At 65.6% G+C, this 26,714-nt stretch carries 28 protein-coding genes; 18 read left to right on the top strand and 10 right to left on the bottom strand.

Annotation, left to right across the window (positions count from 1 at the left end; genetic code table 11):
• Window positions 1-101: 101 nt before the first annotated feature.
• Window positions 102-821, bottom strand: a complete 720-nt coding sequence (locus HV753_RS10080) for an SDR family oxidoreductase (RefSeq protein ID WP_175174310.1) — start codon at window positions 819-821, stop codon at window positions 102-104.
• 175 nt (window positions 822-996) lie between these two features.
• The gene (alr, locus tag HV753_RS10075; protein ID WP_175174309.1) at window positions 997-2,124 is read right to left on the bottom strand and encodes an alanine racemase; all 1,128 of its coding nucleotides are present in this window, start codon (window positions 2,122-2,124) and stop codon (window positions 997-999) included.
• Between the two features lie 129 nt (window positions 2,125-2,253).
• Here alr and hpnC point away from each other — a divergent pair, with 129 nt between their 5' ends.
• The 3 genes from hpnC to hpnE are packed head-to-tail and all read left to right on the top strand — an operon-like array spanning window position 2,254 to window position 5,283.
• Window positions 2,254-3,084: a squalene synthase HpnC gene (gene hpnC / locus HV753_RS10070; RefSeq protein WP_175174308.1), complete on the top strand. Its 831-nt coding sequence runs from the start codon at window positions 2,254-2,256 to the stop codon at window positions 3,082-3,084.
• Between the two features lie 16 nt (window positions 3,085-3,100).
• On the top strand, window positions 3,101-3,964 hold the full coding sequence (gene hpnD / locus HV753_RS10065) for a presqualene diphosphate synthase HpnD (protein WP_175174307.1): 864 nt from the start codon (window positions 3,101-3,103) through the stop codon (window positions 3,962-3,964).
• Entirely contained in the window at window positions 3,961-5,283 is a 1,323-nt protein-coding gene (hpnE, locus tag HV753_RS10060) for a hydroxysqualene dehydroxylase HpnE (protein WP_175174652.1), read from the top strand. The genes hpnD and hpnE overlap by 4 nt, the downstream gene beginning before the upstream one ends.
• A 55-nt stretch (window positions 5,284-5,338) precedes the next feature.
• On the opposite strand, the gene HV753_RS10055 is transcribed toward hpnE, so the two are convergent.
• Both HV753_RS10055 and HV753_RS10050 read right to left on the bottom strand, forming a co-directional pair.
• Window positions 5,339-5,731, bottom strand: a complete 393-nt coding sequence (locus HV753_RS10055; RefSeq protein WP_175174306.1) for a fluoride efflux transporter FluC — start codon at window positions 5,729-5,731, stop codon at window positions 5,339-5,341.
• A 6-nt stretch (window positions 5,732-5,737) separates the two neighbouring features.
• Window positions 5,738-6,292, bottom strand: coding sequence for an HdeD family acid-resistance protein (locus tag HV753_RS10050; protein WP_175174305.1), 555 nt, complete (start codon window positions 6,290-6,292; stop codon window positions 5,738-5,740).
• A 167-nt stretch (window positions 6,293-6,459) separates the two neighbouring features.
• Between HV753_RS10050 and HV753_RS10045 the strand changes: the two genes are divergently transcribed.
• The 5 genes from HV753_RS10045 (at window position 6,460) to HV753_RS10025 (ending at window position 10,887) form a co-directional block, all read left to right on the top strand.
• Complete coding sequence (locus HV753_RS10045; protein ID WP_175174304.1) at window positions 6,460-7,086, top strand: PepSY-associated TM helix domain-containing protein; 627 nt, start codon at window positions 6,460-6,462, stop codon at window positions 7,084-7,086.
• 28 nt (window positions 7,087-7,114) lie between these two features.
• A complete protein-coding gene (locus HV753_RS10040; RefSeq protein WP_175174303.1) occupies window positions 7,115-7,630 on the top strand; it encodes a DUF2271 domain-containing protein in 516 nt (171 codons plus the stop codon).
• 32 nt (window positions 7,631-7,662) lie between these two features.
• Window positions 7,663-8,463 carry a DUF4198 domain-containing protein gene (locus HV753_RS10035; RefSeq protein WP_175174302.1) on the top strand — a complete coding sequence of 267 codons (801 nt, stop codon included), beginning with the start codon at window positions 7,663-7,665 and terminating at the stop codon, window positions 8,461-8,463.
• Between the two features lie 83 nt (window positions 8,464-8,546).
• Entirely contained in the window at window positions 8,547-9,503 is a 957-nt protein-coding gene (locus HV753_RS10030; RefSeq protein WP_246288241.1) for an FAD:protein FMN transferase, read from the top strand.
• Window positions 9,493-10,887: a sulfite reductase subunit alpha gene (locus HV753_RS10025; protein WP_425485888.1), complete on the top strand. Its 1,395-nt coding sequence runs from the start codon at window positions 9,493-9,495 to the stop codon at window positions 10,885-10,887. The genes HV753_RS10030 and HV753_RS10025 overlap by 11 nt, the downstream gene beginning before the upstream one ends.
• A 6-nt stretch (window positions 10,888-10,893) precedes the next feature.
• On the opposite strand, the gene HV753_RS10020 is transcribed toward HV753_RS10025, so the two are convergent.
• Together HV753_RS10020 and HV753_RS10015 are read right to left on the bottom strand one after the other, a co-directional pair.
• Window positions 10,894-11,853: a tripartite tricarboxylate transporter substrate binding protein BugE gene (locus HV753_RS10020; protein ID WP_175174651.1), complete on the bottom strand. Its 960-nt coding sequence runs from the start codon at window positions 11,851-11,853 to the stop codon at window positions 10,894-10,896.
• A 37-nt stretch (window positions 11,854-11,890) separates the two neighbouring features.
• Window positions 11,891-13,354: an N-acyl-D-amino-acid deacylase family protein gene (locus HV753_RS10015; RefSeq protein WP_217481454.1), complete on the bottom strand. Its 1,464-nt coding sequence runs from the start codon at window positions 13,352-13,354 to the stop codon at window positions 11,891-11,893.
• An 89-nt stretch (window positions 13,355-13,443) separates the two neighbouring features.
• On the opposite strand from HV753_RS10015, the gene HV753_RS10010 reads away from it, so the two are divergent.
• Window positions 13,444-14,415 (top strand): LysR family transcriptional regulator, encoded by a 972-nt coding sequence (locus HV753_RS10010; RefSeq protein ID WP_175174299.1) that lies wholly within the window; start codon window positions 13,444-13,446, stop codon window positions 14,413-14,415.
• Here the strand turns inward: HV753_RS10010 and HV753_RS10005 are convergent.
• From HV753_RS10005 to HV753_RS09995, 3 genes are read right to left on the bottom strand one after another with little or no spacing between them, the layout of a single operon-like run.
• Window positions 14,412-14,858 carry an SRPBCC family protein gene (locus HV753_RS10005; protein WP_175174298.1) on the bottom strand — a complete coding sequence of 149 codons (447 nt, stop codon included), beginning with the start codon at window positions 14,856-14,858 and terminating at the stop codon, window positions 14,412-14,414. The genes HV753_RS10010 and HV753_RS10005 overlap by 4 nt on opposite strands.
• 9 nt (window positions 14,859-14,867) lie before the next feature.
• Window positions 14,868-15,698, bottom strand: a complete 831-nt coding sequence (locus tag HV753_RS10000) for a phosphoenolpyruvate hydrolase family protein (protein WP_175174297.1) — start codon at window positions 15,696-15,698, stop codon at window positions 14,868-14,870.
• An 11-nt stretch (window positions 15,699-15,709) separates the two neighbouring features.
• Window positions 15,710-16,921 (bottom strand): Tm-1-like ATP-binding domain-containing protein, encoded by a 1,212-nt coding sequence (locus tag HV753_RS09995; RefSeq protein ID WP_175174296.1) that lies wholly within the window; start codon window positions 16,919-16,921, stop codon window positions 15,710-15,712.
• Window positions 16,922-17,083: 162 nt separating this feature from the next.
• Between HV753_RS09995 and HV753_RS09990 the strand changes: the two genes are divergently transcribed.
• Window positions 17,084-17,725, top strand: coding sequence for a TetR/AcrR family transcriptional regulator (locus HV753_RS09990; RefSeq protein WP_175174649.1), 642 nt, complete (start codon window positions 17,084-17,086; stop codon window positions 17,723-17,725).
• 10 nt (window positions 17,726-17,735) lie between these two features.
• Here the strand turns inward: HV753_RS09990 and HV753_RS09985 are convergent, their stop codons facing one another.
• The gene (locus tag HV753_RS09985; RefSeq protein ID WP_175174295.1) at window positions 17,736-18,533 is read right to left on the bottom strand and encodes an IclR family transcriptional regulator domain-containing protein; all 798 of its coding nucleotides are present in this window, start codon (window positions 18,531-18,533) and stop codon (window positions 17,736-17,738) included.
• 161 nt (window positions 18,534-18,694) lie between these two features.
• Here HV753_RS09985 and HV753_RS09980 point away from each other — a divergent pair, with 161 nt between their 5' ends.
• The 8 genes from HV753_RS09980 to HV753_RS09945 are packed head-to-tail and all read left to right on the top strand — an operon-like array spanning window position 18,695 to window position 26,690.
• The gene (locus HV753_RS09980; RefSeq protein WP_175174294.1) at window positions 18,695-20,272 is read left to right on the top strand and encodes a sulfatase-like hydrolase/transferase; all 1,578 of its coding nucleotides are present in this window, start codon (window positions 18,695-18,697) and stop codon (window positions 20,270-20,272) included.
• Between the two features lie 47 nt (window positions 20,273-20,319).
• Window positions 20,320-21,288, top strand: coding sequence for a Bug family tripartite tricarboxylate transporter substrate binding protein (locus HV753_RS09975; protein ID WP_175174293.1), 969 nt, complete (start codon window positions 20,320-20,322; stop codon window positions 21,286-21,288).
• Between the two features lie 31 nt (window positions 21,289-21,319).
• Window positions 21,320-21,814: a cupin domain-containing protein gene (locus tag HV753_RS09970; RefSeq protein ID WP_175174292.1), complete on the top strand. Its 495-nt coding sequence runs from the start codon at window positions 21,320-21,322 to the stop codon at window positions 21,812-21,814.
• 36 nt (window positions 21,815-21,850) lie between these two features.
• Window positions 21,851-22,870 carry a hydroxyquinol 1,2-dioxygenase gene (locus HV753_RS09965; protein WP_175174291.1) on the top strand — a complete coding sequence of 340 codons (1,020 nt, stop codon included), beginning with the start codon at window positions 21,851-21,853 and terminating at the stop codon, window positions 22,868-22,870.
• A 42-nt stretch (window positions 22,871-22,912) separates the two neighbouring features.
• On the top strand, window positions 22,913-24,373 hold the full coding sequence (locus HV753_RS09960) for an aldehyde dehydrogenase family protein (RefSeq protein WP_175174290.1): 1,461 nt from the start codon (window positions 22,913-22,915) through the stop codon (window positions 24,371-24,373).
• 13 nt (window positions 24,374-24,386) lie between these two features.
• Entirely contained in the window at window positions 24,387-25,454 is a 1,068-nt protein-coding gene (locus HV753_RS09955; protein ID WP_175174289.1) for a maleylacetate reductase, read from the top strand.
• 35 nt (window positions 25,455-25,489) lie between these two features.
• Window positions 25,490-26,362, top strand: coding sequence for an intradiol ring-cleavage dioxygenase (locus tag HV753_RS09950; RefSeq protein WP_175174288.1), 873 nt, complete (start codon window positions 25,490-25,492; stop codon window positions 26,360-26,362).
• Window positions 26,337-26,690 (top strand): Rieske (2Fe-2S) protein, encoded by a 354-nt coding sequence (locus HV753_RS09945; RefSeq protein ID WP_175174287.1) that lies wholly within the window; start codon window positions 26,337-26,339, stop codon window positions 26,688-26,690. The genes HV753_RS09950 and HV753_RS09945 overlap by 26 nt, the downstream gene beginning before the upstream one ends.
• Window positions 26,691-26,714 lie beyond the last annotated feature (24 nt).

Genomic DNA, 26,714 nt, shown 5'->3' with positions numbered 1-26,714 from the left:
CAGCATTGCACTACCCAATCCTGTCAAAAGCACGACCAATTCCCAGACAATCCCGGCCAGAGCGGCATCCCACGGCAGACAAGCGCGGCCGTTGGCCAGCGCTACGAACGACCGCCCAGGCTGCCGCCGCCATCCACGCCCAGCACTTGGCCGGTGATGAAACCGGCGTCGTCGGACAGCAGGAAAGCGATGGCCGCTGCCACTTCGGCCGGCGTGCCCAGGCGCTTCATTGGCACCGAGGCCAGCGCGCGTTTTTCACCCTCGCTGCCCGCAGGACGGGTGGCGCGGAACATTTCAGTTTCAATCGGGCCGGGTGCGACCGCGTTCGCGGTGACGCCGTATTCCGCCAGTTCCAGTGCCCAGGTGCGGGTACAACCCACCAGCGCATTCTTGGCTGCGGAGTAGGCGGTGCGGTCCAGCCCGCCGTGGATGGCGCGGCTGACCACGTTGACGATGCGGCCGGCACGGCGCACCTTCATGGATTCGACGAAGGCCTGCGTCACCTGCACGGCCACGCGCACGTTCAAGTCCAGCACGTTATAGAGCGTGGCCAGGTCGATTTCGCCCAGGGGTTGCGGAGACGCGATGCCCACGTTGTTGACCACGGCATCAACGGGGAATTTGTCGCGGATTTCGCGCAGGACTTCTTCGGTGCGACCGGCATCGGCCAAATCACAGGCATAAAGATAGCCAGGGAAATCGACGTCCGTGGTGTTGCGCGCGATACCGACCACATGACAACCCATGTCGGACAGCCGCTGCGTGAGCGCCCAGCCTATGCCTTTCGTGGCGCCCGTGATGAGCACGCATTTGTCCTTCATGGATCGAAACCTCGTCGTCTGATTGCTGGGTCAAAAACGGGCGCTTGAGCGCCCGGTTACTTAAGTAGACACCATCCGGCGTCGGCTGTCTTGTAAATTGCGTAGCAATTCTTGCACCCCGGACACCCCTGAACGAAAGGGGTATTGGGAGCCAGTCTGGAAAAATGCAGGCCGTTCAGCTGTCTCGGGTGACGGGGACGCGCGGCGCCAGGGCACATAGCAGCTCGTAGCCGATGGTACCGGCGGCCTGGGCGACCTCGTCGACGGACGGGCCGTCTTCGCCCCAGAGCGTCACGGGCGCCCCGACGCCCGCGGCCGGGATGGGATCCAGATCGACGATCAGCATGTCCATGGAGACGCGGCCGACCAATTGGGTACGGATGCCGGCCACGACGACCGGTGTCCCGGTGGTGGCGTGGCGCGGGTAGCCGTCGGCGTAGCCGCAGGCGACGATACCGACGCGCTTGGCCCGTTCGGCGCGGTAGATGGCGCCGTAACCGACCGAATCGCCCGCCTTCAGCTCTTGCACCGCGATGATCTCGGAGCTGAGCGACATGGCTGGCTTCAGCCCGAACGTGGAGGCTTCGGCGTCAGCGAACGGCGAGGCGCCGTACAGGCAGATGCCGGGGCGCACCCAATGCGTCTGCGTGGCGGAACCCACCGCAATGTCCGCGAAACGCAGCGTGGCGGCGGAATTGCAGACGCTGATCGCGCCCGGCAGCTTATGCGTCACCGAATTAAAAACGGCCAATTGCTCGGTCACGCCCTGGGGACCGTCCGCGCAGGCGAAGTGGGTCATTTTGCCGACCGAACCCACGGTGCCCTGCTGTTGCAGCAACTGAGCGCGTTCGTGTGCGGCCGCATAGGACGCCGGGCTGAAACCCAACCGGTTCATGCCGCTATTGAGCTTCAGCATGATGTCCACCCGGCGCGAGAACCGCGCACGGGCCAGCATGTCCAGTTGCTCCCGGTTATGCACCGTGATGCTCAGGTGATAGCGGTCGACCAGATCCAGGTCCGACGGGCTGAAAAACCCCTCTAGCAGCAGGATGGGGCCGCCCCAGCCTGCCTCGCGGCAGCGCACGGCTTCATCCAGGTCCAGCATCGCCAGGCCCTGTGCCTTGGAAAACCCCGTTACCGCTTGTTCGATGCCGTGCCCGTAGGCGTTGGCCTTGATGACCGCCCAGATGGACGGCGGCAGGCCGGATGCGGCGGCGGCAGTCTGTTCAAGGTGACGGCGCACGGCGGCAAGATTGTGCGCAAGGGCAGAAACGGAGACAGTGGCTGAAATTGGGCGCGGCATGATGTGAGATCCTGTGGCGCTTAAGTCTAACTGATCGCCGTCCATGCCGGGATGGCATCGCGCCTTGAAAAGCGACTACTCTAAAATGATACGGACACCGACCCCGGGAACCGTCCCGACCCGCTAATCATGTCCATCGATCACTACGAGAACTTTCCCGTCGCCTCGCTGCTGCTGCCGCGCAGGCTGCGCGGCGCCGTGACCGATATCTACCGGTTCGCCCGCGCTGCGGACGACATCGCCGATGAAGGCAGCGCCACCGACAACGAACGCCTGGCCCAACTGGCTGCGTTCCGCACCGAGCTGCACCGCATCGGCGCCGAACCCGGCACGACGCCCGCGCCCGGTCTGCCGCCATTGGCCGATATCTTCACGCCGCTGGCCAAGACCATTGCCCAACACCAACTGCCCATCACGCCGTTCTATGACCTGTTGTCCGCCTTCGAGCAGGACATTACCGTCAAACGCTACGAGGACTTTGCCACGCTGGCGGATTACTGCACGCGCTCGGCCAACCCGGTCGGCCGGCTGATGCTGCATCTGTTCGACGCCACCACCCCGCAGGATGTCGCTGAAAGCGACGCGATCTGCTCGGGCTTGCAGTTGGTGAACTTCTGGCAGGATGTGCGGGTGGATTGGCACAAGCAGCGCGTCTACCTGCCGCAGGAAGACTTGCGACGCCACGGCGTCACCGACGACGACCTGGCCGCCTGCCGCCTGACGCCCGCATGGCGCGAACTGATGGCCTTTCAAGTCGAACGCACGCGAGCGCTGCTACACTTCGGCGCTCCGCTGGCGCGTCGCCTGCCCGGCCGCATCGGCCTGGAGCTGCGCCTGGTGGTGCAAGGCGGGCTGCGCGTGCTGGAGCGTATCGAGGCGAGCGGCTACGATGTATTCATGAATCGCCCCGAATTGGGCGCCAAAGACTGGGCCATCATGCTGTGGCGCTCTATCAAGTAACAGGCCCTGCCTATCTATGACCCCTGACGAATATTGCCAGGAGAAAGCCGCCAAGAGCGGTTCCAGCTTCTACTACTCTTTCCTGTTTCTGCCGCCCGAACGCCGCCGCGCGATCACGGCGCTTTACGCCTACTGCCGCGAAGTGGACGACGTGGTTGACGAATGCACCGACCCGTCCCTGGCCCGCATCAAGCTGGCGTGGTGGCGCACGCAGGTCGACCAGATGTTCGATGGCAAGCCCGATCACCCCGTGACGCGCGCGCTGCAACCGCACCTGCAAAGCTGTTCGATCACCCGCGAGCGCCTGTTGGCGGTGGTGGACGGCATGGAAATGGACCTGGACCAGACCCGCTACCTGGATTGGCCTGGCCTGCGCAAATACTGCTGGCACGCCGCAGGCGTTGTCGGCGAACTGTCCGCCGGCGTCTTCGGCTACAGCGATCCCAAAACGCTGGTCTATGCCGAAAAGCTGGGCCTGGCGTTCCAGATGACGAACATCATCCGCGACGTCGGCGACGATGCGCGCCGCGGCCGCATCTACATCCCCGTCAACGACATGCAGCAGTTCGAGGTCAAGGCCTCGGACATCTTGAACGGCGAATACTCGGATCGTTTCAGTGCATTGATGAAGTTCCAGGCCGCGCGCGCCCGCGAGCTTTACCGCGAAGCGATGAGCAACCTGCCCGAAGCCGACCGCCGGTCGCAACGGCCGGGGCTGATGATGGCCGCCATTTATTACGCACTGCTGGACGAAATTGAGCGCGACAACTGGCAGGTGCTGCACCAGCGCATCTCGCTGACGCCGCTGCGCAAGCTGTGGCTGGCATGGAAAACCTGGGTAGGCGGCGGACGCGGACTGGTCCGCCGGTTGGCACGGTGAAGGCGGCGGTTATCGGCGCGGGCTGGGCAGGTTTGGCGGCCAGCGTCGCGCTGCGTGAAGCGGGCGCCAAGGTCACGGTCTTTGAAGCCGGCCACACGCCCGGCGGCCGCGCCCGCCGCGTGTTCCACGGCGACTTTGAAGCCCCCTTGGATAACGGCCAGCATTTGTTGTCGGGCGCTTATAAACACACCCTGGCGTTGATGCGCCGGGTCGGCCGCAATCCGGACGCCCTGCTGATGCGCCGACCCCTGCGCCTGTCCACGCTGGACGGCCGCTTCCATCTGTCGGCGCCGCGCTTGCCTGCCCCCCTGCACATGGCCATCGCCATCCTGCGCGCGCGCGGCTTGTCGTGGGCTGACCGGTTTGCGTCCTTGCGCCTGATGCGCGGCCTGAAGGCCATGTCCTGGATACCCCCGCGCGACTGGACGGTTCAGCACCTGCTGCACTACCACGCGCAGTCGGACACGCTGATCCGCCAGGTCTGGGAACCGCTCTGCCTGGCCGCGTTGAACACGCCTGCCGCCACGGCCAGCGCCGCGCTGTTTGCCCGCGTATTGCGCGACAGCCTGGCCGGCAGCCGCGAAGACAGCGACCTGTTGCTGCCCTGCACTGACTTGTCCGCGCTATGGCCGGACGCTGCCGCGCGTCAGGTCACGATGCGCTACGGCAGCACCGTCCGTCAGCTGGACCCGTCGGACGACGGCATTGTCGTCAACCAGGAACGTTTTGACGCCGCCGTGCTGGCGGTGCCGCCCACGTTCGCGGCCCGGTTGCTGGACGCGCCCTTGCGGCAAGCCGGCGCCACGGGCCTGCTGGATGCGCTGAAAGCTTTCGATTACCTGCCCATTGCCACCCTGAACCTGCGGCTGGCGGAACCCTGGAAGTTGCCTGAACCCATGATGATGCTGCGCGAGGAAGCGGCGCGCGGCCACGTCGGGCAATGGCTGTTCGACCGCGCGCAGTTGGCGGGCGACACCAAGACGGGTGAACTGGCCGTGGTGGCCAGCGCCGCCACCAGCATTGCGGAACGCAATCGCCATCAGGTGATCGAGGCCTTGATCGACCAGGTGGCTGAACAGGCAGCACGCCACCCTGCACGCCTGCCTGCGATGCCGGAAGTGACCGCGGCGGAACTGCTGATTGAAAAGCGCGCCACTTTCGCAGCAGTGCCGGGCCTGACGCGCCCGCTGAATTCCACGCCCTGGCCCACCCTGGCGCTGGCCGGAGACTGGACCGACACGGGATATCCCGGTGTATTGGAAGGCGCGGTGCAAAGCGGCTTGCAGGCCGCCCGCGTGTTGAATCCTCGAGCCGATTGACCCGGCGGCGCGGCGCAATGATTGCACCGCGCCGCCGGCGTGCTGGCCGTAGCGCCTAACGCAGCAGATGCGCCGTGGCGATGCCTGCCGCCGTCAACGCCAACGATCCTGCCAGGCTAAGGCCCGCGTAACCCAGCGCGCTGCCGTAGGCGCCACGCTCCAGCATGCCCACGGTTTCCGCCGAGAAGGTGGAGAAGGTGGTCAATCCGCCCATGAAACCGGTGATGGCGCCCAAGCGCACCCAGGCTGGCCATTCCGGGTGCCCGGCCACCAACGCCAGCAGCAACCCGACAAGATACCCCCCTGCCAGGTTCACGGTGAACGTGCCCCAAGGCCAGGATTCGACATTCAGCCAGAGGCTGACCAGCCAGCGGGTCCAGGCGCCCAGGATGGCGCCCAGGCCCACGGCCAGGAAGTTCAGGGGGATCAGGGTTTGATAGGCGGACATGGGCTTTTAGGGCGCTCGGTGCTGTTTGAGGCGCAAGGAAAAGACCAGCAGCAGTATGCCAAAAAACACCGCATAGATGCCGATCACCCAGACCAGCGCCAGCGCGCCTGCTCCGGGCTGCGCGATCAACATCGCGCCGAACAGGATCGACACGATGCCCGACAGGCCAAGCAGCCATTCGTTGCGGATGTCCTTGCGGAAACGGATGGCTGCGACCACCTGGAACACGCCCGCCACCAGCGCCCAGATCGCGATGATGTAGAGCAGCAGCAGCGCCGTCAGCCCCGGCCACAGAAAGGTCACGATGCCTGCGGCCACGCCCAGCAGGCCGACGATGATCAACGCCCACAGCGGTTTGCCGTTGTCGCGTATGCGCACGCCGGCGATCAGTGCCAGCACGCCATCGACCAGCGCGAACGCGCCCCAGACCAGTACCAGCGCAGACAAGGTAATGGCCGGCATGAAGAGCGCCATCAAGCCGAACAGGATGGCGACCACGCCGCGCAAGGCGACCCACCCCCAATGACGACCGATATGATCCACCAATTTCGGTTCCAGCATGACGCTCTCCGGTGTTGGTAACAGGTGGCCCATCTTATCCCCGCGACGGGACGCCGGCCACACCTGGCTCCGAAACGGATTGAAATCGCCATCTATCCGCAACAGGGGTATTTATAAGAGTAATTCTCATTAAATGTTAGAATCCGCGGCTTCAAACCGAATCCCGCATGGACAGTCAACCCACCCCAAGGCGCCGGGCCTATTGGCTCAAAACGCTGCACCAATGGCACTGGATCAGCTCGGCGCTATGCCTGCTGGGCATGCTGCTATTCGCCATCACCGGCTTGACGCTGAACAACGCCTCGCACATTGAATCCAAAGCGGTCGTGACCAGCCGGCAGGCGCAATTGCCCCCGCCCGTGCTCAAGCAACTGACCGCACCGTCCGGGCAGAAAAAAGCTCCCTTGCCCGCCCCGGTGGCGCAATGGCTGGACGACACGCTGGACGCAGCCACCGCGGGAAAAACCGCCGAATGGTCCGCCGACGAGATCTATCTATCGTTGCCGCGTGCCGGTGGGGATGCCTGGTTATCCATTGATCTAGCCAGCGGCGACGTGGAATACGAACGCACGGATCGTGGCTGGGTGTCGTACTTGAACGATTTGCACAAGGGCCGCAACACCGGCCTGGCCTGGAGCTGGTTCCTGGACATCTTCGCCGCCGCCTGTCTGGTCTTTTCGTTGACGGGACTGGTACTACTGAAGATGCACGCCGGCAACCGCAGCGCGACCTGGCCCATGGTGGGGCTGGGCGTCGTGATCCCGGTGGTCCTGGCCCTGCTCTTCATTCACTGATTCCATCGATCCGCCCCTGGAGATTTCCATGCGCAAACTGCTCTTGTCGGCCCTGCTGGCCGGCCTGATCGCCCGAACGGCCCAAGCGGCCGACATCGGCCTGTCCATCGAGGTGCCGCGTCTGGATGTGGCCGAATACCACCGCCCCTACGTGGCGATCTGGATCGAGAACCCTGATCAGAGCGTGGCCGCTGATCTGGCCGTCTGGTACGACGTGGCCAAGAAGAACAACGAAGGCACCGAGTGGCTGAAGGACATGCGCCAATGGTGGCGTCGCAGCGGCCGCAATCAACAGTTTCCGGTTGACGGCGTCAGCGGCGCGACCAAGCCGGTCGGCAAGCACGCCCTGAGTTTCGACGCGGCGGCCAAGCCCCTGTCGACCCTGAAGCCCGGCCAATACGCCGTGGTGGTCGAAGCCGCGCGTGAGGTGGGCGGCCGCGAACTGCTGCGCATCCCCTTCCAGTGGCCGCCGCAAAAAGCCGAGCAACTGACGGCGCGCGGCGAACATGAACTGGGCGCCATCGCGCTCGACCTCAAACCCTGATGTCCATCAATCCGCCTTCAAGGAGCGCAACCATGAAATCCGCCGCCAAACTGGCCGCCGCCCTGGCGCTGTGCCTGCCCTTCGCCTCGCAAGCGCATGACGTCTGGATCGTGCCGTCCTCTACCGTGCTGTCGGGCACCGACAGCTGGATCACGGTCGACGCGGCTGTGGGCAACGACAAGTTCTATTTCAATCACGCGCCGTTGCGCCTGGACGGCCTGACCGTCATCGCCCCGGACGGCACGACCGCCGACGCCGAGAACTTGAACCGCGGCAAGCTGCGCAGCACCTTCGACCTGCAACTGAAGCAAAGCGGCACCTACCGCGTGGCGGTCGTCAACGATGGCGTCTTCGCGCGCTGGAAGGAAGACGGCAAGAACAAGCGCTATTTCGGCAAGGTGGAAGGCATGGCGCAAGCCGTGCCCGCCAAGGCGGAAGAGCTTGAAGTCTCGCAAAGCCTGGGCCGCGTCGAAACCTTCGTGACCGCCGGCAAGCCGACGGCCGTCAAGCCCGTGGGCCGCGGCCTGGAGCTGGCGCCCGTCACCCATCCCAACGACCTGTTCACGGACGAGCCCGCCACCTTCCAAATGCTCCTGGATGGCAAGCCCGCCGCAGAGCTGGAAGTGAACGTGGTGCCCGGCGGCAGCCGCTATCGCGACAAGGTCGGTGAGATCAAGCTGAAGACGGACAAGGACGGCAAGTTCTCGGTGAAGTGGCCGCAGCCTGGGCTGTACTGGATCGAGGCGGGCATGGAAGACGCCAAGGTCACCGTGCCACAAGCCAAGAAGCGCCGCCTGTCGTACGCCGGCACCGTCGAAGTGCTGCAACCCTAAGCCACCCAAACCGCGTGCCGGCTTCTCCTTCCTACGCACCGCGCGGCGCGGCGGCGCCCGCCGTCCGCGTGGCCTATGGCGCCATGCCGACGGCGCTTGCCGTGCCGGCCGCCCTGGCGGGCGCAACCATGGGCACGACCTGGTCGGCGCGCATGGCCCTGCCCGCAGGGTGTAGCGACCACGCGGCGCGGCTGGCTATCCAGACCGCGCTGGACGAGGTGGTGGCCCAGATGAGCACGTGGGAAGCCGGTTCCGACATCTCTCTGTTCAACCAGGCCGGCCCCGGCTGGCGGGCCTTGCCCGACGCCTTCTTCCACGTGCTGCGTCATGCCATGACGCTGGCCGAGGAGAGCGCCGGGGCCTACGACCCCACGGTGGGGCCGCTGGTGAATGCCTGGGGTTTCGGCCCGCATCAACGCGCCTTTGAACCGCCCTCGCCCGCCGCCATCGACACGGCTCGCGCGCGTTGCGGTTGGCAGCGCGTGATGCTGGATGAGGCCCGGCAGGCTGCCTACCAGCCGGGCGGCGCCTATCTGGACTTGTCCTCCATCGCCAAGGGCTACGGTGTGGACCGCGCGGCGATGGCGTTGGATGCCTTGGGGATCACGCAATATCTGGTGGAAGTCGGCGGCGAACTGCGTGCACGCGGCAAGCGGCCCGACGGACAGCCCTGGCACGTGGCGGTCGAAGTCCCCGACGCCAGCGACGACCATGCTCTGGCCTTGCCGCTGGAAGATCGCAGCATCGCCACGTCGGGCGACTACCGGCGCCATGCAGGCAGCGGTGACGCGCGCTACGCGCACACGATCGACCCGCGCACCGGCCAGCCCGTGCGCAACAACGTGGCATCGGTGTCGGTGCTGCATCCAGTCTGCATGCAGGCCGACGCCTTGGCCACGGTGCTGACGGTGCTGGGTGAAACCGATGGCATGGCCTATGCGCGGCGCCACGATCTGGCAGCGCTATTCATCCTGCGAGACGCCGACGCTTACCGCGTGATTGCGACCCCGGCGTTCCAGGCGCTGGCGCATCCCCGCTGATCCCATGAGTCTGACCCGATTGATCGCTGCGGCGTGCGTGGTGGGCATCTGGCTGCTGCTCTGCCTGTGGGCGTGGCGCCGTGCCGGACGGCAGTCGGCGCAGCAAGCGCGCGCGCTGCAAGCCCTGAACGCCCCGCCTCCCGAAGACACGTTGCTGATCGCCCATGCCACGCAGACAGGCTACGCCGAAACGCTGGCCACGCAAACCGCGGAGTCATTGCGCGCGGGCGGCCTGAACGTGCGCGTGGCAGCGCTGGGCCAGTTGGACCTTGCCCGGCTGGCAGCCTATCGCCGTGTCTTGCTCGTTGTCAGCACCTATGGCGAAGGCGACCCGCCTGACGCTGCCGCGGCATTTGCCGGCCAGATGCAGGCCACCTCCGGCGCCACGCCGGCGCTGACGGCAACACAATATGCCGTGCTGGCGCTGGGCGACAGTGAATACACGCAGTTCTGCGGTTTTGGTCACCGGCTTAACGACTGGCTACACGCACAAGGCGCGACGCCCCTGTTCGACTTGGTGGAAGTGGACAACGGCGACCCTGCCGCACTACGCCATTGGCAGCACCATCTGGGCCTGCTGGCCGGCCGTAGCGACTTGCCCGACTGGCAAGCCCCCGTCTACGACACCTGGCGCCTGACCGACCGCAAGCTGCTGAACCCGGATAGTCAGGGCGGCCCCTGCTATCTGCTGACCTTGTCCCCCCCGCCGGGCGCGACGTCGCAATGGCTGGCGGGCGACATCGCCGAAATCGGGCCGCGCCAAACGCGCGGCGGCCCGCTGCTCGCTCACCGCGAATACTCGATTGCCTCGCTGCCCGAAGATGGCGCTATCCAGCTGCTGGTACGCCAGATGCGCAGCGCCGATGGCGGATTAGGGTTGGGCAGCGGCTGGCTGACTCATATTGCCCAGGCAGGCGACGACATCGACCTGCGCGTGCGCACCAATCGAAACTTCCATGCGCCGGATGACGGACGCCCGTTGATTCTGGTCGGCAATGGGACCGGCCTGGCCGGCCTGCGGGCCTTGATCAAGGCCCGCCGTGCCGCAGGCCACAAGCGTAACTGGCTGATCTTTGGTGAGCGCAACGCCGCGCATGACGGCTTCTGCCGCGAGGACATCGCCGCTTGGCAGCAAGACGGCACGCTGGAGCGCTTGGATGCCGTCTATTCCCGCGACCAGCCAGAACGCCGCTACGTGCAGCACCTGCTGCGCGAACAGGCCGACTCGGTGCGGGCCTGGGTGGATGCCGGCGCCGCGATCTATGTCTGCGGCAGCTTGCAAGGCATGGCGGGCGGCGTGGACGCTGCCCTGCAAGACATTCTGGGCGATGACCGCCTGCAAGCCATGCAGCACGGCGGCCGTTATCGCCGTGATGTGTACTGACCCGTCCTATTGCAGCTTGATCTGCGCGCGGTCAATCACCGTCTTCCAACGGTCCCGTTCGGTGCGGATCTGTTCCGCGAATTCAGCCGGCGTATTGCCTAGCGGGAAAGCGCCCGTCTCTTCCATCTTTGCCGCCGTGGCCGGATCGCGCACGGCTTGGGCGAAAGCCTGGGCCAGCTTGTCGCGCACGTCCGCGGGCATACCGGCCGGCCCAACCACGCCGTACCACGCCGTGACGTCATAGTCCTTGTAGCCCTGCTCGGCAAACGTGGGTACATCCGGCAGGCGCGGGTTGCGCTCGGTGCCCGTGATGGCCAGCGCGCGCAAATGCTTGCTCTTCAGATACGGCAACGACGAAGGAAAATTGTCGAAGATCACCGGCACCACGCCGCCCACGGTGTCGGTCAACGCAGGCGCGGAGCCACGGTACGAGATGCTGTTCATCTTGCCGCCGATGATTTGCAGGAACCAGATCATGCCCAGGTCATTCACCCCGCCCGCGCCAGCGTTGGCATAGCCGTCCTTGTTCGGATTGGCGCGCACGTGCGACACGAATTCACCCAGTGTCTGCACGGGAAATTTCGGATTCACGCTCAGGATGTTGGGGCTGGTGACCAGATTGCTGATGGGCGTGAAGTCCTTCACCGGGTCGTAGGCCAGATTGGGAAACAGATGCGGCGCGGTGCCATGCGTGCTGACGGTGGCCAGGCCCACGGTATAGCCGTCCGGCTTGGCGCGCGCCGTGGCGGCCATGCCGATGGTGCCCGATGCGCCCGTGCGGTTTTCCACCACGATCTGCTGGCCCAGGATCTCGCCCGCTTTGGCCGCCGCCACACGGCCGACGATATCAGTGGGGCCGCCAGCCGGGAATGGCACGATCAACGTGATGGGATGGTCCGGAAAGGCGGCGTGAGCAGCGGGCAACGCGGCCGCGAGCAGCACGGCGGCACAAGTTTTGCGCATCATCATGATGAGGTTGTCTCCTGAAGGATGGTTGCTGTTGTTATTGGATGTCTTGATCGGCCGCCGCGAGGCCTCGCCGCAGTATTTTCCCGGGCCGCGCCATGCCGTCAGCGGCCGGAAACACGATTTGGCCATTGACCAGCACGTGTTCGATGCCGGTGGACGCCAAGGTGGGCAACTCCCACGTGGCGCGGTCCATCACCGAGTCCGCGTCGAACACCGTGACGTCCGCCCACGCGCCCACGCTGAGCTGGCCGCGTCCGTGCAGGCCGAACACCCGCGCCGGCAGCGCCGTCATCTTGGCGACGGCGGCTTCCAGCGTCAGTAATTCGGCCTCGCGCACATAGCGGCCCAGCACGCGCGTGAAGCTGCCCCACAGGCGGGGGTGCGGATGCGTGTCATTGGGCAAGCCGTCCGACCCGACCATGCAGCATTCGTGCTGGAAAATACGCCGCACTTCGGCCTCATCCATCGCAAAATAAATGGCGCCTGCGGGACACAGCCTTTTGGCGGCTGTCGTCTTGTCGCACCCCCAGCGCGCGGCAATATCGCCAAGCGATTCGCCGCTGCATTCAGGATGGGGGGTGGACCAGGTGATGCGGATATCGTCGATGCTCTCGGCGCGTTCGGGAATCAGGATGGTGGAGCTTCCCGGATACGGATAGATATCCAGCGCCACGTCCACGCCTTCGGCGCGGGCACGATCCACATTGGCCAGCGTGGCGTGGCTCTTGCCCCAGTTGCGCGGCATCATGCACTTGTGGTGCGACAGCACGGTGGCGCAGCCAGTGTTGCGCCCCACGGCCAGCACCTCGTCCACGGCAGCTTCGACCTCATCGCCTTCGTTGCGGATATGGCTGGTGTGCAGCGCGCCGTGCGTCGCCGCCACACCGGCCAGGCCTTCCAGTTCGGCTTGCTCCGCCACACCGCCCGGCTGGTACGCCAGGCCTGTGCTGAACCCCACCGCGCCAGCCGCCAGCGCGTCGGCCAGCATCTGCTGCATGGCCGCTTGTTCTTCCTTGCTGGGCGCCGAGGTCGGATCGCGCATGACGGCCAGTCGCAAGTTTGCGTGGCCCACCAGCGCGGCCACGTTGATCATCGGCTGGCGCACGCGCAGCTCGTCAAAATAGGCTTGCATGTCCGCGAACAGCGGCGTTTCGCCCAGCAAGGCCAAGGCGGCGGCCGTATTGCCCGGCAAGGGCGCGGGCGCCCCGCTGACGCCGCAATTGCCCACCACGACGGACGTGATGCCTTGGCTGGTCTTCCATTCCAATCCAGGCTTTTCGACGAACATCAGGTCGTCATGGCCGTGCACGTCGATGAAGCCTGGCGCCACGATCTTGCCCCGTGCGTCGATCCGGCGCGCGGCAGCCACGCCAGCCAGATCGCCGATGGCCGCGATGCGCTCGCCCGCGATACCGACGTCGGCGCGTCGCCGAGGGGTGCCCAGGCCATCGATGACCCAGCCGCCTTCAATGATCAGATCCAATGTTTCTTGCTGCATGATTGTCCTGCCTGGTGGAAGGCCCTAGTATCGTCGCCGCGATCAATCTGGAAAAATTGTTTTTATTGATCCATCCATCGTGATTTGAAATGAATCGCCTGCCCAAGCACGTCACCTTGAAGCACCTGACCGCCTTTGTGGCGGTGGCGCAGGAATCCAGCTTCACCCATGCGGCCAAGCGCCTGTTTCAGACGCAATCGTCGGTGACCAGCCTGGTGCGGCAACTTGAAGACGCACTGGCCACCCAGCTGTTCGCACGCACCAGCCGGCGCGTGTTGCTGACCGCTGCTGGCGAGGAATTCCTGCCCCGCGTGATGCGGCTGCTGGCGGATTTCGATGGCGTGATCGAAGACGTGGTGCGCTATGGCGCGCTGGAACGCGGACGGGTGGGCGTGGCGGCGGCGCCATCGGCCATCACCGAGATCATCGCGCCGGCGGCCACCGGCTTCTCGGCGCAATACCCGGCCGTGCGTCTGTACCTGAGCGACGACAATTCCGGCCGCATCCAGCGCAAGGTCGCCGCGCGCGAAGTCGACTTCGGCTTGACCAGCCGTTGGGCTGACGCGCCCGGACTACGCTTTGACCCGGTGCTGGAAGACCGTTTCGGCGTGCTGTACCGCGCAGACGATGACAGCCTGAAGCCCGGTCGCGATGGCACGATGCGCTGGGCGGACCTGGCGCAGCGCAAGCTGGTGGGCGTGGTGGACGAAACCGGGATCATGGCGCTGCTGCGCGCGCGTGCGGACTTGCCGATCGAGGCCGGCGCCCCCTTCTACGAAGCATCAAGCACCACGTCACAGGCGGCCCTGGTGAAAGCCGGCCTGGGCGTGGCAGTGTTGCCCGCGCTGGCCGCCGAGCGCGTGCTGGAACCCGGGCTGGCCTATGCGCTGCTGGCCCGGCCCACGGTGATACGCACCGTCTGCATCATCCGGCACAAGGAATACCCGCTAAGCCCGGCCGCCCAGGCGCTGATCCGGGCCATTCATGACTACTTGCGCGATGCGGCGCTGCCGGCCGGATGCAAGCGCATTCCCGCCGCCAGGAAGACGTTGGCCGCCTAAGCCGCCCCGCGCAACGCCTCATCCAATGCCGCCAGGCCTGCGGCGAACACCCCTTGCCCCACGGCCTGTGCCACATCGCTCAAGGGTGCGCCTTCCACGCGGAAATCAGCCCACCACTCAACCAGGGTGTGGCCGCTTTCCGTGATTGGGCGCAGAGACACCCCCGCCACGTAGTCACGCATTGGCAGATCCGTCTCGATGATGGAGTAGCGCAGCGCGGTGCCAGGATCATCCAGCATCAGCAACTGCTCGCGCACGAACCCCGAAGGCTTCAGGGTCAGATGCCGCACACTGCCCACCGCATCGTGGCGGCCGCCGGCTTCCAGGCGGCTTTGCGCCACGCCCGGATGCCAGCCGCCCAATCCGTCAAAATCACGAAACAATGGCCAGACTTTTTCCAGCGGGGCATGGACGACGGCACTGATGTGTACGGTATGCGGCATGGGACGCTCTCAGAAGGTCAGGTTTTTGAACTCGCGCGTGGCTGCGGTCAGCGCTTGTTCGGTGGGCAGGCGCTCCATCGAGCTGGCGCCATAGAAACCGTGGCAATGCTTGCAGGCGCGCAGTACGTGCGCGGCGTCCTCGGGCGTGGCGATGGGGCCGCCGTGACACAGGACGATGATATCCGGACGCACCGCCAGCGCGGCTTGGGCGATGCGGTCGATGGCGGCAACGCAGCCATCCAGCGTCTGCGAGGTCTCGGCGCCAATGGAGCCGCCTGTCGTCAGGCCCATGTGCGCAACGATGATGTCGGCACCCGCCTTGGCCATCGCCACGGCATCGTCTTCATTGAACACATAGGGCGTGGTCAGCATGCCCTTCTTGTGCGCCAGGCGGATCATGTCGACTTCCAGCGCATAGCCCATGCCGGTCTCTTCCAGGTTGGCGCGAAAGGTGCCGTCGATGAGCCCCACGGTGGGAAAGTTCTGCACACCGGAAAAGCCCTGGCGCTTCAGATCGTCCAGGAACACATCAAAATCGCAGAACGGATCGGTGCCGTTCACGCCGGCCAGGACCGGCGTCTTCTTCACCACGGGCAACACTTCGCGGCCCATGTCCACGACGATCTCGTTCGCGTTGCCGTAGGCCAGCAGCCCGGCCAGCGAGCCCCGGCCTGCCATGCGGTAACGGCCGGAGTTATAGATCACGATCAGGTCGATGCCGCCCGCTTCCTCGCACTTGGCCGACAACCCCGTGCCCGCGCCACCGCCCACGATGGGCGTGCGTGCGCGCACCATGGCGCGAAACTTGTCCAATAGCTCGTTACGGTCGAAACGCGGCATGACGGCAATCCTCAATGGGTAGCAATTTCAAGAAAATGATCGACCGCTGTCTTCGCGAACAACGGGTCGTTGATATGGCAAGGCACGCGCACCAGTCGGCGCTGCGGCGTCTGCACAAGATTGGCCTCCAGCGCCGCGAACAGGGCAGCATCGGCCTCGGAGTCCCAGAACGCCTGGCCCGGCGCGTCCAGGGCGGACACGCCGCCCTCCGGAATCAGAAAGCGCACCGGTCCTTCGCACTGGTTCAGCTTCGCGGCGATCCACTCGCCTTGACGGGTGTTTTCGGCGACCGTCGTGCGCATCAGCGTGACCTGCGGATTGTGCGGATAGAAGGTGCGGCCTTGATAGCGATCAGGAACGGTATCCATCCCGCCAAAATTCACCATGTCGAGCGCACCGCAGGAACCCACGTAGGGCGCGCGGGTGCGGGCCACGGCGCCAAAACGGTCTTCCGTGCAGGCCAGTACGCCGCCGAACAGGAAATCGCAGACTTCCGTGGTGGTCAGGTCCAGCACGCCGCCCAGCAAATGGCTGTCCAGCAGCTTTTCCATCGACTGCCCGCCCGTGCCCGTGGCATGGAACACCAGGCAGTCGTAACGGGATTCCAGCAAAGGCGTCACCTGCTGCACGCAGGCGGTGGTGACGCCGAACATCGTGATGCCGACAGCGGGCCGGCCATCGTCCTCGATGGCGACGCCCGCCTGCCGGAACGCGCCGCCAATCGCGCCGGCGGCATTGGCCAGCACGCGGCGGGAAATGCGGTTCAGCCCGGCGACGTCGGTCACCGAATACATCATGGCGATATCCGACGGGCCAACATAAGGCGCGACATTGCCCGACGCCATGGTCGACACCATCAACTTGGGCGTGCCGATGGGCAGCGCCCGCATGGCCGGCGTGATCAACGCGGTGCCGCCGGAGCCACCCAGGCCCAGCAAGGCGCCAATGGCGTCATTGCCAGCGGCGTAGCGTTCAAAGGCCAGCGCCATGGCCGCGATGGCGGTGCCACGGTCGCCGGTGAATACGGCTTGCGGGCCGCCCGGATGACTGCGTGCCACTTCCTGCGCCTGCACCTGCGCGGCGCTGGCGGCGCCGGACGTGGATACGTCCACCGACACCACGTCCAGGCCCTCGCGCTTCAACAAATTCACCACGTATTCGGCTTCGTGGCCCTTGGTGTCGTAGGTGGCGGCGACAACGATGCGCCGGTTGGAATGCGTCATGGCTCCTCCGCGGGCGGCTACACTCGGTGCGCGCCTCGATATGTGAGGCCGCAAGGCCTGTAGAATCTAGAAATGAGACGAAAGAATCATACTGAGACACCTGTCTCACGTCAAACCTCCGTTCCTGCCCCATCCGCTGCCCAGCCGGGCGGCACGGCACGCCTGATCGCGCCCGCCAGCCGACAGGCCGCAGCCAGCGGAGAACCGCCGCATGGGCCACGCGCGCGCATGCGCAAGACGCTGCTGGATGCGGCGCAACAGCTGATGGCGCAAGGCATCACGCCGTCGGTTGCCGAGCTGGCCGAACACGCCCAGGTTTCACGCGCGACGGCCTACCGCTACTTCCCCAGCCAAAGCGCGCTGATCGCCGCCGTGGTGGACGAAAGCCTGGGCCCGATCCTGGCCTGGAATTCCGCCGCCCCCGACGCCGCCACGCGCGTCGACGAACTGCTGCGCTTTGCCTATCCGCGCCTGGAATCCCACGAAGCCCCGCTACGCGCCGCCATCATGGTGTCGTTGCAGCAGCACGCGGAAGCCAGCGCGGGCAGGACCACCGCCGAGCCCCGGCTGGTGCGCGGGCACCGGGTCGACATCCTGAAGCGCGCCATCGCTCCGCTGGCGGCCGACCTGACCCCGGCGCAGCAGGACCGCGTGGCGCAGGCCTTGTCGCTGGTGTATGGCACTGAAGTGTTCCTGGTGTTGAAAGACATCTGGAATCTCGACCTGCCCGAGATCACGGACGTTGTGCGGTGGACGGCGAACGCCATCGTCAAACAGGCGCTGGCCGAGGCGACCAAGCGTTAGCACGGCCCCGTCAGGCGTGCCGCTGCATGTTGACGGAAATCGTCCTGGCCGTGCGGCAGAGTGGCTCCAGGCACTGCTCCAGCATCTGGTCGGTCGTGCGCACTCCTTGAATCCACACCACGTTCACGCAACCGTAGATCCGCCCGGAGGCCGCCATGATGGGCACGGCCATGGCCTCCAGCCTGTCGTTCTGATCTTTGCGCGGCTTGTCGTAATCCCCCCCGAAGCGCTGGTCGCGCAGGCCGTAACCCTGATGCCGGGTACGGGCCAGCATGGCCTCGATGGCCGCGCCGTCATGCGCCAACGCATCGCCTTCCCGCGAGCTCTTGCGCAACGCCGCCAAAATCGATTCCCGTTCGCGGTCGGCACAGAAAGCCAGGTAGGCCCGCCCCACGGCAGACCGGAGCATGTTGATCCGAAAGCCGATGTTGTCCCGACGGATCGTGAAATAGGATTGGCTGCGATTGGTTTCGCGCACCGTCATCGCGCTGCCGCTGCGCACGGCAAGATCGGACGGCCACAAGACCTCGGCCTGTAGGCGGTCCAGTTCGGGCGCTGCGCACTGCCCCAGCATATCCAACACCCGCGCTTGGCGGCCGCGCGCATTGAGCGAACTGGCGGGGCAGAAAAAATCATCAGCGATGCGTCGCCAGATGAGGCCGCGCAATTGCAACGTGGCCAGGATACGCAGCAGCGTGGCCTTGGCGTAGCCCGTGCTGACATGCAGCGCCTGAAGGCTCGCGCCCTGCGTGGCGCGCACTTCGTCAAGCACGATCAAGCCGCGCTCAAGCGCATCGATCGTTTTCACTTTCGGCTCCCACCTGCTCATGTTCTCGGTTCCTTGGCAACATCCAGCTAGTTTCACCTGGTGAAACTCTAGCAAATCCTGCTTGAGATGCCCAGCACCGCGAAATATCGTTGCATCGAACGGTCGCCAATCGGGCGGTCAGAAAAGGACACGAGGCTGGGATGCGAGGAAAAGCCGTAAAAAACGTGCTGTGGATCATGTGCGACCAACTCCGCTGGGACTACCTGTCCTGCTATGGTCACCCCCGCTTGCACACGCCCAACATCGATCGCCTGGCCGCCGAGGGCATGCGCTTTGACAATGCCTTCGTGCAAGGTCCGGTCTGCGGGCCGTCCCGCATGTCCTACTACACGGGCCGCTATGTCGCGAGCCACGGCGCCGTGTGGAATTTCGTGCCCATGCCGGTCAGCGAAATGACACTGGGAGACTACCTGCGCCCGCTGGGCGTGCGTGTCGCGGTGGCCGGAAAGACGCATGTGGAAGCGGACCTGCCAGGCATGCGCCGCCTGGGCATCGACCTGGACAGCGCAAGCGGCAGCCTGGCCCGCCAAGGTGGCTTTGAACCCTTTGACCGCGACGACGGCATCTGGCCGCCGGGCTTTGCGGACGCCTCGCACCGCTACACGCAGTACCTGCGCGAACGCGGCTACGACGGCGCCAATCCCTGGCATGACCATGCCAACTCCGCGTTGGGCGAAAACGGAGACATCCTGTCCGGCTGGGACATGCGTCACGCGGGATTGCCGGCACGCATCCAGGAAGCAGATTCCGAAACGCCCTACATGACCCGGCGCGCGATCGAGTTCATGGAACAAAGCGGCGACCGGCCCTGGACGCTGCACCTGTCCTACATCAAACCGCACTGGCCCTATGTGGCACCGGCGCCATATCACGCGATGTACTCGCGTGACGATGTGCAGGCAGTCAAGCGCAGCCCGCGAGAACTGCTGCATGCCCATCCCGTGCTGGAGGGCTTTCGCCGGACGGAAGTCAGCCAGAACTTCTCACGCGATGAGGTGCGCGAAACCGTCATCCCCACCTACATGGGCTTGGTCAAGCAGGTGGACGATCAATTGGGCGTCCTGTTTGACTACCTGCGCCGCGCGGGCCGTTACGACGACACCATGATCATCTTCTGTAGCGACCATGGCGACTACCTGGGCGACCACTATCTGGGCGAGAAAGAGCTGTTCCACGATTGCGTGACCAAAGTGCCGCTGATCATCCGCATGCCGGGCGACGACGTAAGACGCGGCGCGGTGGAATCCCGCCTGGTCGAAGCCATCGACCTGGTTCCGACCATCCTGGACGCTTACGGCGCGGATATCCCGGACCACATCCTGGAAGGACGCTCGCTGCTGCCCTTGCTGCGCGGCGATGATCCGACCCACTGGCGCGATGCCGTGTTCTCGGAAAACAACTATGCCTTCCGTGACTGCGTGCGTGAACCGCTGGAGCGTCCGGCAGAGGGATGCCGCACGGTCATGGTGCGCGATCACCAATGGAAGTACGTGCACTACGAAGGGCTGCGGCCGCAGCTGTTCGACCTGGCCGCCGATCCGGACGAATTCGAGGATCTGGGCATCGACCCTGCCTACGCCCCCATTCGGGAGCGTTGCCAGATGATGCTGTTCGACTGGCTGCGCAATCGCAAGATCCACCCCACGGTCAGCCACGCGGCCATGACCAGTTGGACCCGCAAGGAGGAAGCGTCCGGCATCCATATCGGCAGGTGGTAGCACAGAGCGTCCGACGAAGGACGCCTTGAACAACATCAGGAGACAGCATGAAATCGCAGTTCCTTGCGCTTGCGGCCTGTGTGGCCGCCAGCCTGGCCGGCTACGCCCAGGCATCGGATGATTGGCCCAACCGCACCATCCGCATCGTGGTCGCCTTTCCGCCGGGTTCCCCCGGCGACACCGCCGCGCGCATCGTGGCTGATGCAGCCGGGCGGACGCTCAAACAGGCATTGATCGTGGAGAACCGTCCGGGCGCGGGCGGCAATATCGGCGCCGAGGCGGTCTCTCGCTCGCCTGCCGACGGCTATACCTTCCTGCAAGCGCCGGACACGGTTGTCACCGTCAATCCCGCGCTCTATCGCAAGCTCAACTTCAGGCCAGAAGACCTGATACCTGTCGTGGCACTGGCGAACTTCAACCAGATGCTGGTGTGCACACCGGCTTCGGGCTTGCGCACCCTGGCCGACCTGAATGCGCAGGCCCGCAAGGCGCCCGGAACGCTTAGCTATGCATCGGGCGGACAAGGCGTGCCCGGCCATCTGGCGATGGAACTCTACCTGGCCGACGCGGGCCTCAGCATTCTGCACGTCCCTTACAAAGGGCCGTCCCCCGCCACCCAGGACGTCTTGGCCGGGCAGGTGCCGTGCGGCTTTCTGGCCTCGCCCGTGGTTGCGCCCTACGTCGCGGCCGGCAAGTTGTTCGGGCTGGCGGTGTCGGGCAGCGCGCGATCGATCCAGGCTCCCGATGTGCCAACGATGGCGCAAGCCGGCGTCACTGGCTACGACGCCACCTTCAGGGAAATGCTGTTCGCCCCCAAGGGCACGCCTGCGGACATCGTCGAGCGCATGAACGCAGCCGTGGCGCAAGCGCTTGCGCAGCCGGAGGTCCGGCAGAAGCTACAGGGCAACGACCTGGACCCCACGCCTGAGTCACCCGCGCAGACAGCGTTGCACCTGAACGAAGACGCCGCCAAGTGGGCCGGCGTCATCCGCAAGAACAATCTGCGGATGGATTGATCCGTCCTGCCCAACCGCCCCAGGAGGCACCATGAATACTGCCCTATCCCCCACCGTCTTCGGCTCGCTTGCGCGCTACCGCAAGGGCACCATCGAGATCACCACGGGCTCGGCCCGTCACTACGTCTTTTCCAACGTTTTCGACGTCGCCGCCACGTCGGCGCCGTATGAACGAGTCGTGGTCGGCAAGAACCTGGAATACGTGATCGAAGCCGTGCGGGCCGAAGGCGTTTCCCCTTGGTACACGTGCAGCCATGATGAATTCGCGATCCTGATGGACGGCCAGGCTCAAGTCGAGTTCCTGGCCCTGGACGCCGCATCCGCGCCCGCCGACGGCGCCGTGCTGGCAGGGGCCGCGCCCGCCGGCAAACCCATGGGGCGGGTGATGTTGGGACGAGGGCATCAATGCCTGCTGCCCGCCGGCTGCGCCTATCGCTTCGCGGCGCCCTATGCAGGCGTGCTCCTGATCCAGACCCGGCTGGGCGAACTGTCCGTCGAAAAATGGGCCGACATCTGCGCGGCATGACGCGCGCCCGCCTCTCTCTTTACCCAAGGAACCAACATGGCCATGCTTGACACCCCCACTCACGCTCCCGCTTTCGCCGCCGGCAAGGTGGACGCCAGCGCCGCCGACCCCGCCACCGGGTACAAGCGCTTCCGTCTGGGCGCTTTCGAGTTCGTCCGCGATGAGTATTTTGCCAAAGTGCACTGGCCCGCCAAAGGCCAGGTCCGCACGCACGCCATCCCGGCCGACGCCTTCCTGCGTGCCCTGATGCGGGATGTCGCCTGGGGGTTCTTCTACGGATGGGTCAACTTCGACCAAGTGTTCGGCACGCGCAATCACTACGGCAAGGTCGATGTCTATGCAGGCTCTTTCAATGGCGTCATGAAGGCCGCGGGCGTGGACTACACCGAGACGTTCGAGACGCCACTCATCATGGCCACCTTCAAGGCCATGCTGCACGACTGGACGAACGCCGGCTTCGATCCCTTCGCCGCGCCCGAAGAAACGGGTTCCGCCTTTGGCCGCAAACACGGTGAGAACAGCGCAGCGATCGAACGGTCCCGGATCGCCACGCGGCGCATGCCGGGCCTGCCGGAAGATTCGCCGCTGCGCGACGATTTGCCGGTCAACCGCGCGTTTTCCGATGTCACTCAGGACGAACCCACGATCCAGGCGGAACCGGGCTTCGAGGGCACCTTGCATGCCTTCAACCTGTTCAAGTACCTATCGCGATCGGATGTCACCTGGAACCCCTCCGTCACCTCGGTATGCGGCGCAAGCCTGTTCTGCCCCACCACCGAAGAATTCATCCTGCCCGTGTTCCACGGCAACGATCGGGTGGAGTGGTTCTTGCAGCTGTCCGACGAGATCGTCTGGGATATCGGCGACAAGGACACCGGCGCTCCGCGTGCCCGCATCACCATGCGCGCGGGGGATATATGCGCCATGCCCGCCGACATTCGCCACCAGGGCTACTCGACCAAGCGGTCCATGCTGCTGGTCTGGGAGAACGCCACGCCCGGCCTGCCTGAGCGTTATGAAAGCGGTGAATTCAAACCCTATCCGGTCGAATTCTGAGCGGCGCCTGCCTTCCTATCCTCTTTCCAGCGAATCCCAGCCATGCAGAACAAACTCTTTATCGACGGCCGCTTTGTGGACGCGGCCGCCCACGGCACGATCGACGTGCTCAATCCCCACGACGGTTCCCGCATCACTGCCATTGCGGCCGCCGAGGCCGAAGACGTGGACCTGGCGGTGCGAGCCGCGCAACGCGCCTTCCCGGCCTGGTCGCGGATGGCCGCGGCCGAGCGAGGCCGTCTGCTGCTGAAGCTGGCCGACAGGATCGATGCCGAAACCGAAGCGCTGGCGCAGCTGGAAACGCTGGACACCGGGCATCCCATCCGGGACACACGCGGCCTGGACGTGCCGCGCACCGCAGGCTGCTTCCGCTATTTCGGCGGCATGGCCGATAAGCTGCAAGGCAGCGTCATTCCCGTGGAAGCGGGTTTCCTGAACTACGTGCAGCGCGCGCCCATCGGCGTCGTGGGCCAGATCGTTCCGTGGAATTTTCCGCTGATGTTCACCAGCTGGAAACTAGGCCCCGCCCTGGCAGCCGGCAATACCGTCGTGCTCAAGCCTTCCGAACTGACGCCGCTGTCGTCCCTGCGGATCGCCGAGCTGATCGCGGAAACGGGTTTTCCGGACGGCGTCGTGAATGTGGTTCCCGGCTACGGCCACACGGCGGGCCAGCGGCTTGCCGAACATCCGCACGTGGGCAAGATCGCGTTCACCGGATCGACCGCCACGGGCCGCCGCATTGTCCAGGCCTCGCAGGGCAACCTCAAGCGGGTGCAACTGGAATTGGGTGGCAAGGGCGCCAACATCGTCTTTGGGGATGCCGACCTGGACGCCGCGATCAACGGCGCCGCCTGGGCAATCTTTCACAATCAAGGGCAGGCGTGCATCGCGGGCTCTCGCCTGATGCTGCATGACAGCATCGCCGATGCATTTCTGGAACGCTTCACGGCGCTGGCTGACTCCATCCGCTTGGGCGATCCACGCTTGCCCGATACCGAGATGGGGCCGCTGACGTCGGCGCAGCATCGCGACAAGGTGGTGTCGTACCTGGGCATTGCGCGCGAACAGGGTGCGCGTGTGCTGGCGGGGGGTGGCAAGCTCGCCGATGGTCTGTCCCACGGCTACTACGTCGCACCGACCATCGTCGAAGCGAAGCCAACCGATCGAGTCGCCCAGGAAGAAGTGTTCGGCCCCTTCGTCACGGTGCTGCGATTCAGCAGCGACGAAGAGGCGCTGGCCATGGCAAACGCAACAGACTACGGACTGGGTAGCGGCTTGTGGACGCGCGACCTGGCGCGGGCGCACAAGATGGCCGGGGCGATTCACGCGGGCATGTGCTGGATCAACTGCTACAAGCGGGTCAACCCGGGCAGCCCCTTCGGTGGCGTGGGGCAATCTGGTTATGGGCGAGAAATGGGCTTCGAGGCCATGCACGACTATACCGAGGCCAGATCCGTCTGGGTTAACGTAGACGCCACGACGCCCGCGCACTTCAAGCGCTGAGGGACAAACTGCCATGCGTGATTTCATCTACCAAAGCCTGCCATCGCGGGTGATCTTCCGCAGCGGCGCGATCGACACGCTTGCGGACGAAGTCGAACGGTTGGGCGCCCGCCGCGCGCTGGTGCTGACCACGCCGGGACAACGCGGCTTGGGCGAGCAGGCCGCCCGGACGTTGGGCCGCCTGGCGGCCGGGGTACACGACGGCGCCGTCATGCATGTGCCGCGCGAAGCCGCCGACGCCGCCCGCGCGGAAGCGCTCCGCCTGGGCGCCGACTGCTGCGTCGCCATCGGCGGCGGTTCGACCATCGGGCTGGGCAAGGCCATCGCGCTGACGACTGGCCTGCCCATCGTGGCCGTGCCCACCACCTACGCCGGCTCGGAGATGACGCCCATCCATGGCATGACCGAAGACGGCCTGAAGCGAACCGGACGCGATCCGCGCGTGCTGCCCAAGACCGTGATCTACGACCCGGGACTGACCCTGGACCTGCCTTCCGGCATCTCCGCCGCGTCCGGCATGAACGCCATGGCGCACGCGGTCGAGGCGCTGTATGCCCAGGACGCCAACCCCATCGTCAGCCTGATGGCGGAAGAAGCCATCCGCAGCCTGGCGGGCGCCCTGCCGGTGGTGGTGGTCAACATGCATGACGGCCAAGTACGGGCCGAAGCCTTGTACGGCGCCTGGCTGGCGGGCGTTTGCCTGGGTGCGGTCGGCATGGCGCTGCATCACAAGCTCTGCCACACCTTGGGCGGCACGTTCGATCTGCCCCATGCCCAGACCCATGCCGTCCTGTTGCCCTATTCCGCTCACTACAACCATGGCGCGGCCTCCCAGGCGCTGCAACGAGTATCCCGCGCGCTGGGCGGCCAGACGCCGGAGCAAGCCGGGCCTTTGCTGGCCGCGCTCAACCGCAGCCTGGGACTGCCCGGTTCCCTGGCCGAGATCGGCATGCCCCAAGATGGGCTTGCGCGGGCCGCCAAGCTGGCCACGGACAACCCTTACTACAACCCTCGGCCGCTACGGTACGAGGACATCCTGGACCTGCTGCAACGCGCCTGGCGCGGCACGCCGCCGGCATGACTTGCCCTTCTCTCCCGACCCCCACAGGAGGCGCCATGAACACGAGCCATCAACAAGCGGAAGCCCTCTTGACCGATGAGGTCGTCGCCGCTTTCGCCGGTACGCCCGATCCCCGGTTGCGACAACTGATGCAAGCCCTGGTGCGGCACCTGCACGCCTTTGTTTCCGACACGCAGCCCACCGAGGCCGAGTGGATGGCCGCCATCCGCTTTCTGACCCAGACCGGGCAGATCTGTGACGACGTGGTGCGGCAGGAATTCATCTTGCTGTCCGACACCCTTGGCGTGTCGATGCTGGTGGACGCCATCAACCACCGCAAGCCCGGCGTCGCCACCGAGAGCACCGTGTTCGGTCCTTTCTACATCGCCGGCATGCCCGAACGCGCCCTGGGCGAAGACATGGCGCAGACGCCGGGCGAACCGGCACTGGTCCACGGCTACGTCCGGGACACCGAAGGCCGGCCCGTGCCGGGCGCCGTGCTGGACGTCTGGCAGACCGCCGCCAACGGCATGTATTCGGGACAGGACACGGCCCAGCCCCAGGGCAATCTACGTGGCCGCTACCATAGCGACGACACAGGCTATTACGCGATCCGCACCATCCTCCCGGTGTCGTATCCCATTCCTGGCGATGGTCCGGTCGGCCGCATGATGGCGGCCACCGGACGCCATATCTTCCGGCCCGCGCACCTGCATTTCATGATCGAAGCGCCGCGCCACCGAACCCTGGTCACCCATCTCTTCAACGCCGGCGATCCATACCTGTCGTCCGATGCCGTGTTCGGCGTCAAGCCATCCCTGGTGGTGGCCTACCAGCAACGCGGCGCGGATGATCCGCTGGCCGCACGATTCGGATTGCGGACGGACTTTCACGAGGGGGTGTATGACTTCGTACTGCCCGCTGAATGACGCACGCGACGACGCCCTGCCACTGTGCCGCGTCGACGACATCCCTGACGGCGGCTCCCTCGGTGTTCGCGCGGCCGCGCAGCCGCTGATCCTGTTGCGCCGCGGCGCGTGCGTGTGGGGCTACGCGAATCGTTGCCCTCATTTCTCCGTTCCGCTGGACAGCCCCTCTGGCGCCATCCTGACGTACGACGGCCAGGTGGTCATGTGCGCGCACCATTCGGCCCTTTTCCGTTTCGAGGACGGAGTATGCGTCGAAGGCCCCTGCGAGGGAGCCGCGCTGGATCGCCTGTCCGTTGACGTTGTCGACGGGCATGTCTACGTGGCCTGAGTCAGCCTGCGCCCGGCGCCAAGA

The organism is Achromobacter pestifer, from assembly GCF_902859625.1.
GTDB classification, from domain to species: Bacteria; Pseudomonadota; Gammaproteobacteria; order Burkholderiales; family Burkholderiaceae_B; genus Achromobacter; species Achromobacter pestifer.
The sequence above is the reverse complement of the archived record's forward strand: the minus strand, read 5'-3'. Positions and strand labels throughout refer to the sequence as shown.

What these genes read in the sequence shown, in the direction of transcription:
- HV753_RS10080 (WP_175174310.1), bottom strand. Translation starts at nt 821, where the DNA reads ATGAAGGACAAATGCGTGCTCATCACGGGCGCCACGAAAGGCATAGGC.
- alr (WP_175174309.1), bottom strand. Translation starts at nt 2,124, where the DNA reads ATGCCGCGCCCAATTTCAGCCACTGTCTCCGTTTCTGCCCTTGCGCAC.
- hpnC (WP_175174308.1), top strand. Translation starts at nt 2,254, where the DNA reads ATGTCCATCGATCACTACGAGAACTTTCCCGTCGCCTCGCTGCTGCTG.
- hpnD (WP_175174307.1), top strand. Translation starts at nt 3,101, where the DNA reads ATGACCCCTGACGAATATTGCCAGGAGAAAGCCGCCAAGAGCGGTTCC.
- HV753_RS10055 (WP_175174306.1), bottom strand. Translation starts at nt 5,731, where the DNA reads ATGTCCGCCTATCAAACCCTGATCCCCCTGAACTTCCTGGCCGTGGGC.
- HV753_RS10050 (WP_175174305.1), bottom strand. Translation starts at nt 6,292, where the DNA reads ATGCTGGAACCGAAATTGGTGGATCATATCGGTCGTCATTGGGGGTGG.
- HV753_RS10045 (WP_175174304.1), top strand. Translation starts at nt 6,460, where the DNA reads ATGGACAGTCAACCCACCCCAAGGCGCCGGGCCTATTGGCTCAAAACG.
- HV753_RS10040 (WP_175174303.1), top strand. Translation starts at nt 7,115, where the DNA reads ATGCGCAAACTGCTCTTGTCGGCCCTGCTGGCCGGCCTGATCGCCCGA.
- HV753_RS10035 (WP_175174302.1), top strand. Translation starts at nt 7,663, where the DNA reads ATGAAATCCGCCGCCAAACTGGCCGCCGCCCTGGCGCTGTGCCTGCCC.
- HV753_RS10030 (WP_246288241.1), top strand. Translation starts at nt 8,547, where the DNA reads ATGCCGACGGCGCTTGCCGTGCCGGCCGCCCTGGCGGGCGCAACCATG.
- HV753_RS10020 (WP_175174651.1), bottom strand. Translation starts at nt 11,853, where the DNA reads ATGATGCGCAAAACTTGTGCCGCCGTGCTGCTCGCGGCCGCGTTGCCC.
- HV753_RS10015 (WP_217481454.1), bottom strand. Translation starts at nt 13,354, where the DNA reads ATGCAGCAAGAAACATTGGATCTGATCATTGAAGGCGGCTGGGTCATC.
- HV753_RS10010 (WP_175174299.1), top strand. Translation starts at nt 13,444, where the DNA reads ATGAATCGCCTGCCCAAGCACGTCACCTTGAAGCACCTGACCGCCTTT.
- HV753_RS10005 (WP_175174298.1), bottom strand. Translation starts at nt 14,858, where the DNA reads ATGCCGCATACCGTACACATCAGTGCCGTCGTCCATGCCCCGCTGGAA.
- HV753_RS10000 (WP_175174297.1), bottom strand. Translation starts at nt 15,698, where the DNA reads ATGCCGCGTTTCGACCGTAACGAGCTATTGGACAAGTTTCGCGCCATG.
- HV753_RS09995 (WP_175174296.1), bottom strand. Translation starts at nt 16,921, where the DNA reads ATGACGCATTCCAACCGGCGCATCGTTGTCGCCGCCACCTACGACACC.
- HV753_RS09980 (WP_175174294.1), top strand. Translation starts at nt 18,695, where the DNA reads ATGCGAGGAAAAGCCGTAAAAAACGTGCTGTGGATCATGTGCGACCAA.
- HV753_RS09975 (WP_175174293.1), top strand. Translation starts at nt 20,320, where the DNA reads ATGAAATCGCAGTTCCTTGCGCTTGCGGCCTGTGTGGCCGCCAGCCTG.
- HV753_RS09970 (WP_175174292.1), top strand. Translation starts at nt 21,320, where the DNA reads ATGAATACTGCCCTATCCCCCACCGTCTTCGGCTCGCTTGCGCGCTAC.
- HV753_RS09965 (WP_175174291.1), top strand. Translation starts at nt 21,851, where the DNA reads ATGGCCATGCTTGACACCCCCACTCACGCTCCCGCTTTCGCCGCCGGC.
- HV753_RS09960 (WP_175174290.1), top strand. Translation starts at nt 22,913, where the DNA reads ATGCAGAACAAACTCTTTATCGACGGCCGCTTTGTGGACGCGGCCGCC.
- HV753_RS09955 (WP_175174289.1), top strand. Translation starts at nt 24,387, where the DNA reads ATGCGTGATTTCATCTACCAAAGCCTGCCATCGCGGGTGATCTTCCGC.
- HV753_RS09950 (WP_175174288.1), top strand. Translation starts at nt 25,490, where the DNA reads ATGAACACGAGCCATCAACAAGCGGAAGCCCTCTTGACCGATGAGGTC.
- HV753_RS09945 (WP_175174287.1), top strand. Translation starts at nt 26,337, where the DNA reads ATGACTTCGTACTGCCCGCTGAATGACGCACGCGACGACGCCCTGCCA.